This is a genomic window from Haladaptatus sp. HS23, assembly GCF_056892285.1.
Genome location: NZ_JBXGLH010000004.1, coordinates 178,526 through 188,000 on the forward strand (window position 1 = coordinate 178,526; position 9,475 = coordinate 188,000).

The 9,475-nt window shown below is 62.0% G+C and carries 11 protein-coding genes; 4 read left to right on the top strand and 7 right to left on the bottom strand.

Annotated features, from left to right (window positions below; translation table 11 throughout):
- Window positions 1–9: 9 nt before the first annotated feature.
- Window positions 10–1,563, bottom strand: a complete 1,554-nt coding sequence (locus tag AC1XDK_RS13665) for an NADH-ubiquinone oxidoreductase-F iron-sulfur binding region domain-containing protein (RefSeq protein ID WP_483350451.1) — start codon at window positions 1,561–1,563, stop codon at window positions 10–12.
- Between the two features lie 196 nt (window positions 1,564–1,759).
- Window positions 1,760–2,143 (bottom strand): PaaI family thioesterase, encoded by a 384-nt coding sequence (locus AC1XDK_RS13670; RefSeq protein WP_069450666.1) that lies wholly within the window; start codon window positions 2,141–2,143, stop codon window positions 1,760–1,762.
- A gap of 54 nt (window positions 2,144–2,197) precedes the next feature.
- Between AC1XDK_RS13670 and AC1XDK_RS13675 the strand changes: the two genes are divergently transcribed.
- On the top strand, window positions 2,198–2,962 hold the full coding sequence (locus AC1XDK_RS13675) for an enoyl-CoA hydratase/isomerase family protein (RefSeq protein WP_483350452.1): 765 nt from the start codon (window positions 2,198–2,200) through the stop codon (window positions 2,960–2,962).
- 352 nt (window positions 2,963–3,314) lie between these two features.
- Here AC1XDK_RS13675 and sod read toward each other — a convergent pair whose 3' ends face one another.
- Window positions 3,315–3,917, bottom strand: a complete 603-nt coding sequence (gene sod, locus AC1XDK_RS13680; RefSeq protein ID WP_483350453.1) for a superoxide dismutase — start codon at window positions 3,915–3,917, stop codon at window positions 3,315–3,317.
- Window positions 3,918–4,106: 189 nt separating this feature from the next.
- Between sod and AC1XDK_RS13685 the strand changes: the two genes are divergently transcribed.
- The 3 genes from AC1XDK_RS13685 to AC1XDK_RS13695 all read left to right on the top strand — a co-directional run bounded on the left by AC1XDK_RS13685 (window position 4,107) and on the right by AC1XDK_RS13695 (window position 6,355).
- The gene (locus AC1XDK_RS13685) at window positions 4,107–5,093 is read left to right on the top strand and encodes an alpha/beta hydrolase (RefSeq protein ID WP_483350454.1); all 987 of its coding nucleotides are present in this window, start codon (window positions 4,107–4,109) and stop codon (window positions 5,091–5,093) included.
- Between the two features lie 198 nt (window positions 5,094–5,291).
- A complete protein-coding gene (locus AC1XDK_RS13690; RefSeq protein ID WP_483350455.1) occupies window positions 5,292–5,954 on the top strand; it encodes a hypothetical protein in 663 nt (220 codons plus the stop codon).
- Between the two features lie 113 nt (window positions 5,955–6,067).
- Window positions 6,068–6,355, top strand: coding sequence for a hypothetical protein (locus tag AC1XDK_RS13695; protein ID WP_483350456.1), 288 nt, complete (start codon window positions 6,068–6,070; stop codon window positions 6,353–6,355).
- Window positions 6,356–6,391: 36 nt separating this feature from the next.
- Here AC1XDK_RS13695 and AC1XDK_RS13700 read toward each other — a convergent pair whose 3' ends face one another.
- The 4 genes from AC1XDK_RS13700 to sp36 form a co-directional block, all read right to left on the bottom strand.
- The gene (locus AC1XDK_RS13700; protein WP_483350457.1) at window positions 6,392–7,753 is read right to left on the bottom strand and encodes a dihydrolipoyl dehydrogenase; all 1,362 of its coding nucleotides are present in this window, start codon (window positions 7,751–7,753) and stop codon (window positions 6,392–6,394) included.
- Window positions 7,754–7,814: 61 nt separating this feature from the next.
- Complete coding sequence (locus AC1XDK_RS13705; RefSeq protein WP_483350458.1) at window positions 7,815–8,240, bottom strand: twin-arginine translocation signal domain-containing protein; 426 nt, start codon at window positions 8,238–8,240, stop codon at window positions 7,815–7,817.
- Complete coding sequence (locus AC1XDK_RS13710; protein WP_483350459.1) at window positions 8,237–9,265, bottom strand: DUF7972 family membrane protein; 1,029 nt, start codon at window positions 9,263–9,265, stop codon at window positions 8,237–8,239. The genes AC1XDK_RS13705 and AC1XDK_RS13710 overlap by 4 nt, the downstream gene beginning before the upstream one ends.
- Complete coding sequence (gene sp36, locus AC1XDK_RS13715) at window positions 9,258–9,473, bottom strand: Sp36 family protein (RefSeq protein WP_483350460.1); 216 nt, start codon at window positions 9,471–9,473, stop codon at window positions 9,258–9,260. Before sp36 ends, AC1XDK_RS13710 begins: the two co-directional genes overlap by 8 nt.
- Window positions 9,474–9,475: the final 2 nt, after the last annotated feature.

A 9,475-nucleotide genomic window follows, 5' to 3' on the forward strand; every position in this document is an offset into this window, starting at 1 on the left:
GTCTCTCGCCTACTGTATCTGTTCGCACGTACCGATCGGACAGCGACCCTCCGCGTGTGCGTGGAACTCCGGTTCGAATTCGTCCATCGCGGTCGTTACGGGACGGGATGCGGTTCTCCCGAAGTGACAGATGCTCGTATCGCGCATCGTCCGCGCCAGTTCGCGGAGCATGTCGTCCTTGAACTCGCCCGAATACACGTCCCGAAGCAGGTTCGTCAACTGCTTCGAACCTTCACGGCAGGGAACACAGCGTCCGCAGTTCTCCTCTTCGGCGAACCGTGCGCGTGTCCCTGCGGTCGCCACGGCACACCGTGACTGGTCGAACAGTTCGACGACGCCGTCGGTTCCGAGGTGTGCGCCGGTCAGCGCCGGGGCGCTCGGCGTTTGGTCGAGCGAGCGTGTGACGCCGCCGAACTGCCCGCCGACGCAGGCCATCTTGAACTGGCTATCGAGCGAAACAGCTTCTCGGACCGTTTCGAGGCTGCCGCCGGTCGGCAGTTCGAGGGTCGCGGGAGCCGTGACGTCGCCCGTCACGGTTACGAGTCGGGTTCCGGGGTCGGCGTCCTCCGAGTCGAACGCGCCCGGGGAGCGGAGGATTCGCCGGACCTGTGCGAACGTCCGCGGCGTATGGATGACCGTCGGTCGGCCGTAGAGGCCGTGTTCCCCGGGTGATGGGGGACGGAGGCGAGCCTCCAGTCGGTCGTTGCCCTCCAGTGCTTCGAGGGCCATCGTCGGTTCCGCCGCCATGTACATGTCAGGGCCAGTTGCCGTCCGAATCGTCACGTCCGCCGCGGCGTCCGTGTCCATGAACGCGTTCATCGCCTCTCGAACCCGTTCACGCGTTCCGACGGCTGATTCGGGGAAGTAGACGATGATGTCCTCCGCACCGATGGCGGTTGCGATGGCAGTCGCCCCGTCGAGGACGGCTATCGGGTCGGCTTCCAACAGCGTCCTGTCCGTGTCGTTCGTGTCGTCGATTTCCCCGGCGTTCACGACCACTACGGGTTCGCCGTCGGTGTCGCGGGCGGTTCGCCACTCCTCGGCGACCGGTTCGTCCATTTGCGCATCGCCGCGTCCGCGCCCCAACAGGCCGATGGTCTCGACCTGCGAGATGACGGTTTCGGGGGCGTCGGCGGCCTCCGTCGCGACGAACTCCTCGTATCCCGCCGCCGTTGTCGGGTCCACCCAGCCGCATCGTTCGAGGACGTCCCGTCGTCCGACGGACAGTGGCCCGTCTTCCGGTACCGGAAACACCGTCTGCCCCTCGTCGTGGCTTACGACGGCGTGAGCGTCCTCCTCGACGACGGTTCCGTTCGAAAGGGATTCGGCGAGGGTTCGGACGTGTTCGGGGGTGCAGTTCGCGTGAAACGCGGTCGTTCCATCGTTGGTGACTGCGACAAGGGGGGTCAACTCTTCGATTCCGACTGGACCCACATCGACGACTGTCACCGTTTCTGCCGCGTCGCGTGCACTATCGAGCACTGCTTCCGCGTCCTCGCGTCCCGTCCCAGCCGAGACGCGAAGAATCGGTGCATCGAGTGCAGACGAATCAGAAGTTCCCATTCCTGCATAACTGACACTGCCAGTGGATAAAAGATTATGACCAATTTACCGACACGAGTGGCGAAATGAACCCGGCGACATCAGAACGGCGGTTCGATATCGGATTCGGGACGGTCTCGTCGGTAGACCATGGCCCCGACGACGGTGACGGTGGCAAGCAGTCCGACGACGAGGAGTGAACGACATCGGTTCATCGTTATCCCGTCTTGTAGACGCCACGCGCTTCTGCGACGTGTTCGTCGTCCTCGTCGTAGACGCTCACGTCGACGGTCCCCACGTCGCTCCCGTTCCGCACTACGTCAGCCTCGGCGTAGAGGTCGCCCGTCCCCGCGCTGAGGTAGTCGATTCGCATGTCGATGGTCGGAACGGGTTGATCGTTGAGCGAGACGAGCGCCGCGCCGCCGACGGTGTCCGCGAGCGTGAACGTCACGCCGCCGTGGGCCATGAGTCGGTCCTGATTCCACGACAGTTCCTCGCGCATTTCGAGTCGCCCCTCGGCGTGCCCGTCCGCCGCCTCCGTCACTTCGACGCCGAGCAGGTCCGCGAACGGCATTCCCTCGAAGAAGGCTTCGATATCCATACCACGACTGCACGTGGGAAGTAATTAAATGTGCATGCAGCGACCCATTCAGGTATGCACGTTTCCGACGACGACGGAGTCCGAACGATAACGTTCGACCGCCCGGAGGTTCGCAACGCTTTCACGCCCGAGGCCGCAGGCGAACTCGCCGAACTCATCGCCGAAAGCGACCCGAAAGAACACGACGCCGTCGTGTTGACCGGCGAAGGCAAGGCGTTCAGCGCGGGGGGCGACATCGAGTCGATGGCCGAACGTGAGGAGAACGTCCGGGAGGCATACGAGCGCGTTCGAGACACGCTCTCCCGCGTCGTTCACGAGGTGCTGACCGCTCCCGTTCCGGTCGTCGCGAAGGTCAATGGCGACGCCGTCGGAGCGGGAATGGCGCTGGTTACGGCCGCCGACTTCGCCTACGCGACCGAGTCCGCACGGTTCGCGGCGTCGTTCATCAACGTCGGCCTCATCCCCGATATGGGTGGGACGTTCATCCTCCCCCGACTCGTCGGCCTGCGGAAGGCGAAGGAACTCGCGTTCACCGGACAGATGATTTCGGCGGAGGAAGCGGCCGAATTGGACATCGTGAACGAAGCCGTCACCGACGAACAACTCGACATCCGCGTCACGGAACTGACGGACACGCTAGCGGACCAACCCACCCACACCATCGCGTTGGGCAAGCAGGCACTCCACGAGAATTTGGGAAAGGACTGGCGCGAAGCGTTGGATTACGAGACGATGGTTCAGTCCCAGGCCTACGACATGCCTGCCCACATCGAGGGCGTCTCTGCGTTTTTGGAGGGCAGAGAACCTGACTTCGAGTGAGACCGTTTTCGACTGGATTCCTTCTGCACCGGTGTTTTGGCCGAGTTTGTGTTAACTTTCTCTCATCTTCTCCGGGCGGGGGGTGTCGGGTTTGGATCTTATAAATCGTATTTCGCTCTATAGAATCATACCTCGCGTGCCGCTCGCATTACCGAATCTCGAAGTGGAAAATCTGTCCGGTGCCGAGATGCGCGCCGCAACACGGCGGTGCCGTCGAGGACGCTGACGGAAAGTGGCCGTACAGGACCGTTCTTCTGGGGCAACTTCCGTCGATCTCACTCGACCGTCACGAGAGCTGCAGTCGCTTCGGTGTCAGCCGTAAGAAGGGTAGAATACCTCGTTTCGGCTGTCGTTACTCGAACAGTTCGACGGCCTGTTCGTAACGGTCGGCGGGTTCCTCCCAGTCGACGACCTCGAAGAAGTTGTCGACGAAGTCGCCGCGGTCCGGCCCGTAATCGTAGTAGTAAGAGTGTTCCCACACGTCGAGGGCGAGAATCGGGTGACTACCCCAGAGCGCGCCCTGGTCGTGTTTGTCCACGACGAGGTTCCGGAGTTGATTGCTGAAGGAGTCGTAGACGAGAAGCGCCCAGCCACCGGCGGCGCTCGCGGCGGCCTCGAACTCGCCCTTCCACGCCTCGTAGGACCCGAAGTCCTCCTCGATGCGGTCGGCCAGCGCGCCCTCGGGAGCGTCGCCGCCGTCGGGACCCATCGATTGCCAAAACAGGTCGTGCAGGACGTGTCCGCTGCCGTTGTGGGTGACGTTCCGGATGGCACCCGCGGACGACGAGAAATCGCCTTCGTCGCGATTCGCCGCGAGGGTTTCCTCGGCGCTGTTCCACCCGTTTACATAGCCCTGATGGTGGGTGTCGTGGTGCCACGTCAGCACCTGTTCCGAGATGTGCGGTTCCAATGCATCGTAGTCGTACGGAAGCGGTGGTAGTTCGTATTCGCTCATTGATATCGCCGAATTCGGATACGTCCGGCGATAACATGAGGATTTCCTGTATCGAATTCAAGTAGACCTGATGTCATTTTTGCGTGGAAGGGGAGATGGAGGACGAGTACGTACGAAGACAGGTCTGACATCCAACGTACTTGTTGTATGGCCAACAATATTATCGCCATCGATAGCATACCACTCTCGATGAGTACAATAACCGAAGAGCGACGCGCTCACGAACTCGATTCCGACGCACAGGCACTGTTGGACAAACTGGTCGAAGAGGGTGCACCCGACCTTTCGCATCTCTCGCCGGAACAAGCCCGCGCGCTGTTGGGGGGGTTGTTCACCCCAGATGTCGAACCCGAATCGGTCGCCTCAGTCGAGGAACGAAAAATCCCGGCGTACGCACGGGATATCCGCGTTCGAATCTACGACCCGTCCCCCGGCGACTCGCTTCCCGCGGCCGTCTACTTCCACGGCGGTGGCTGGGTCGTCGGCGACCTCGACACCCACGACGGCGTCGCACGGTCGCTCGCCAACGAGGGTAACTGCGTCGTCGTCTCCGTCGATTACCGGTGTGGCCCGGAACATCCGTTTCCGGGAGCCGTCGAAGACGCGTATCTCGCGACGAAGTGGACCGCCGACAACGCCGACGAAATCGGTGCGGGCAGGGGTCTGGCCGTCGTCGGCGAAAGCGCGGGCGGCAACTTGGCTGCCGTCGTCGCACAGATGGCTGTCGAAAAGGAAGTCGACGCGCCGGAAATCGAGCATCAGGTGTTGCTCTATCCTGTGACGGACCACTCGTACGATACTAAATCGTACGAGGAGAACGCGGACGGCTACTTCCTGACTGCGCGAGGAATGGTATGGTTCTGGAACCACTACCTGCGGGACGACATCGACGGAGCGAACCCTCGCGCATCGCCACTTCGCGCACCGAAAGAGACCCTCGCCGAACTACCCCCGACGACGCTGGTCACCTGCGGATACGGCCCGCTTCGGGACGAGGGATACGCTTACGCCGAAGCGCTCTCCAATGCGGGTGTCCGCGTGGACCACACCAACTACGACGGCATGATTCACGACTTCGCCAACATGCGCCGACTCGCCGACCCGTTCCCGAGCGTCGAAGCCGCGGACGACGTGCGCCGACGTGCCGGTGAGGCGCTTCGAAGGGCGTTCGAATGAGGATTCGTGGCCGGAACTGAAACGATTCGACGCGAACGGGCCGACTTCGAAAACGACGGAGGCGCTATGCGGCGTGGCTATGTCGGCCGAGCGAATCGGCATCGAAAATAGACCGAGAAAGCGCTGTGAAAGTGGTGTTTTTGTCAAAAATTCACCGAACGATTTAACGGAATGGGGACCTATGAGATGACACACGTAATGGTCCCTGATCCCTTCACGACTGCCGTCGTGGTGTTCGCGGTCGGTATCGGACTCGCGTTCACCTACTTCGGCTACTCCTTCGTAACACAACTCACGTCGCTCGTCGGTGGTCTCGGCGGTGCTCTGTTCGGGAGCTTCGCCGCGCGAACCCTCGCCCCTTCGTTCGGAATCGCATCTCCGGACCTCCTGATAGTGTCGCTCGTCGGAGCCCTCATCGGCGGGTTCATCGGGAGTCGAATCGCGTACTCCGCCCAACGGTTCGCCATCGTCGGAGTGGCCGTCATTACTGCCGCGTCGGTGACCTACTCCTCGCTCGGTTCGGGCGGAATGGAATCGATAGCCATCCCGATGCTCAACGGGGCCGTAGACCCGGTCGTCGGGTCGCTGGTCGCCGCCGGCGTCGTCGGCATTCTCGTCTGGCGGTTCTACCTCCCGTTCCTGACCGTCGTGACGAGTCTCTTCGGCGCGACCATCCTCCAACGACTCGCACGCCAGTGGGGAACCGTCCTGCCGGTATTTCACGCCGACGTGTGGACGACACTCGGAACGAACGAGGTCCTCTGGTTGCTCCTCGTCGGGTCGGGCATCGTGATTCAGTATCGGCGCTATCGCCGGGTGAAATCACACGTCGGGTTGCGGCGTTTAGCCCCCGGCCGCTGACGGTTCCGTATTTCTACTTCTCACGTTTTCCTACTGGTCCGTTTTCATACCAATACCTTGTCCAATACCACAAAGCTTTCACCCACGCTGTCAAAAGCTACTGTTGAAACCACATGTCCGTCTGGTTGGTCACCTATACGTACAGAGACGGAAGCGTCGTCCGTCGCACTCTCGACGCCCCGACGATAGACGACGCCTACGAGGCGTCTTCCCTCCCGAAAACGGTCGGCGGTCGCGTCCTCGATACGATTACCGTCGAGGAGCAAACGCGTCACTCCGACGTGCATCACACGTCCATCGAGTTCGGAGAGGAGCAACGCTGTACCGAACCCACCCCGCAGACGCGGATGGTGGAGTCCGGAAGACAGTCACCGAAAGTCGCCCAGAGCGACACACCGTAAATCACATCGCAAACGGCCGTGCTGACGGGCCGTCATCTACTCGACGTCATCGAAGGCCTTGAGGACGACTTTGCTCAACGACGGATGGATGTGAATCGTTCCAGTGACGTCGCCCACCGTCCCGGACCCGCTCGCCAACGCGAGGAGGACTTCGTGAATCAACGTCGAGGCGTCGGTGCCGATGATGTGACAGCCGAGAATCGACCCGTCGGGGTCCGCGAGTACTTTGACGAATCCGTCCCGGTCTTTGAGCGCGTTTCCCATCACCGTCTCGCTGTAGGCACATCGCCCGACGAGGTACTCCCGTCCGTCGTTCCGCAGTTCCTCCTCGGTCCGTCCGGTTCCAGCGACCTGTGGTGACGTGAAAATCGCGTGGCCCATACCGGTGTAATCGACCGCCTCACCCTCGCCGTCGAGGGCGTTTTTCACGACGTACTCCACCTCGTGGTCGGCGGCGTGCTTGAACTCGTAGTCCCCGATAACGTCGCCGTGTGCCCAGACGTTTTCCGCGCTCGTCTCGAGGTACTCGTTCGTCTCGACGTAGCCCCTGTCGTCGAGTTCGATGCCCGCCGCTTCCGGGTCGAGACGGTCGGTGTTCGGCCGCCTGCCGGTCGCGACGAGTACCTCGTCGGCCGTGACCGCAATCGGTTCGCCTTCCTCCGCGGTCGCCGTCACCGTTACCCGTCCGTCCTCCTGCGTCACGGCGGTGGCTTCGTAGCCGACGTGAACCGTGTGGCGACGGCGAGCGACTTCCGTGAACGTCTCCGCGATTTCGCGGTCCTCGTTCGGGACGAGGACGTCGTTTCGCCCGATGATCGTGACGGCGGTTCCGAGGGCTTCGTAGAAGTAACCGAGTTCGGCGGCGATGTAGCCGCCGCCGATGACGACCAATCGGTCGGGCCGTCTGTCGAGGCGAAGCGCGTCGGTACTCGTGAGGTAGTCCACGTCCTCGATACCGTCGATGGGTGGAATCGCGGGACGCGCGCCGACCGCCACGACGACTTTGTCACCTCGAATCCGCTCGTCGCCGACTTCGAGGGTTCGTTCGCCGACGAACCGCGCGTCATCGCGGAACAGCGTGAGGTTTTCGCGTTCCCTGTCAGTTCGTTCCATCCGGTCCGATTTGACCTCCATCGCGTCGGTCACTTCGTGGACGATGCGCGGGAAGTCGATTCGGTCGAGTTCGGCGTCGACGCCGAACTCGCCGGCACGGCGCACGGTTTCCACGATATCGGCGCGATGAATGAGCGTCTTCGACGGGTTACACCCCCGATTGACGCACGTTCCGCCGAGCGGTCCGCGTTCGACGAGCGCCGCGTCCAACCCTCGGTCGGCGGCCGCGAGCGCCACTTTGTTCCCGGTTCCCCCGCCGATGACGACGACGTCGAATTCCTCCATTTCAGTCACCCGACGCCCATACGACGTGGATGGTGAAGAATTTCACCGCGGACAACCGGACCTACAGAATCCGGTTGCCACTGACTTTCACGGACACCGTATCGACCGTCTTTCCGTCGAAATCGACCGCCGAAAGCGTGGACTTGCCGACCGGTACGAAGACCTTCTTCGACGATTGGCCGCTCTGGACGGTACCGGTGTCGAATTCGCTCCCGCTCGAACTGATGACCGTGAGCTTTCTGACGCCGTATCTCGTCGTCGCTTCCGGTGTGAGACTGATGCTCGCACTCACCCGACCGCTGGCCCACGGTTCGCTGACGGAAACCTTCTCGAACACCTCCGAGTCGTCGATTCCCGAGACGCTCACCTTCGGGTCGAGGGTCAGACAGCCGCTCGTTCCGACGAGTCCGGCCGCGGCGGCCGCCCCGAGAAACGCTCGGCGTGAGCGGCGGGCCTCTCCGTCGCTCGCGTCGTCGTTCCCCGTCATCGCTGTGAATCCCTCAGGATGAGCGGTCCGATGGCGAGCGTTCGTTTTGCGACCGTTGCGATGCGCAGGATGTACGAGACGAGCAGCATGAACGGAATCAGCGTCACGCTGAACGCCGCGCCGACGACTAACAGAATGTCGGAAAACCCGAAGGTCGTTCCGGTGAACGTTCCACTTCCGACGAAGGCGAGCATCGCACCGGCCACGAACAGCGCGGGAATCGCGGCGTACAGTATCATCTGCGAGAGGTCGATGAGCGCCCACTGGAAGTAGAGCGTCTTGATGTGTTCACGCGCGGGGCCGAACATCGACAGCGACGTTTTCAACTGTTCGAACCGTCGGAGTTGGTCGTCGGATAACTCGTCACGATACTCGTCGCGCATCCGCTCGACGTGGAATATCTTCCACGAGTAGTTGAAATCGAGCGCCGCGAACAGCACGTCGAACGTTCCGAACTTCGCGCCGTCGAGTTCCTCCTTGACCGTGTCCGCGTTGCCGGTGAGACTGTCGATGAACTCGTCGAGTTCGTCGCGCAACTCCCCGTTCCCTTCCTCGCCGACCGAATCCCGCAGTTCGTTCGCCCGTTTCTCGGTCGTGTCGATTATCTCGCTCAGAAACGCGGACGGGTCGGACGGAGTGGTGTGACCTATCATCTCGCCGACGAAGTTTCGGAAGTCCATCGCGTCGCTCATCCGCCCGCGCTGGTCGCCGAGCGGACCGTTCTCCTGTGAGATGACCAACTGGGTGATGGTGACGACGAGCGTCGTCGCGGTGATGTTCGCGCCCAACAGGGTCGAGAACATCGTTTCGATAGTGTCCGTTTTCGCGACTTCGGACTTCAGCGGCGGGTAGAGGAACGTCCCGGCGAGGACGAACGCGATGAAAAAGAGTAGAATTATCACGCCCGTCACGACCAGTCGTCTCGCGCCGAGAACGATCCACAGCTTTGCTCGGCTCTCACCGGCCCGCTCGCGCATCGTGTTCGCGGTGCTGATTTCGTTGCCGTTGTCGTCGCTCTCACTCATCCGAGTCGTCGTCCTCCTTCCATGCCGGTCGCTTGAAGACGAGATACTTCGTCCCCCCACCGACGTACTCGATAGTCGATACCAACTCCCAACCGTCTTCTCCAAGCTTGTTCAGGTCGTTTTCGGGGTCGATGGACTCCTTTTTCGTACTCCCCCGCGGCGGCCTGATGGTGTGGTATTCCCACTGCTCGGTCGCTCGCTTCGCCATAG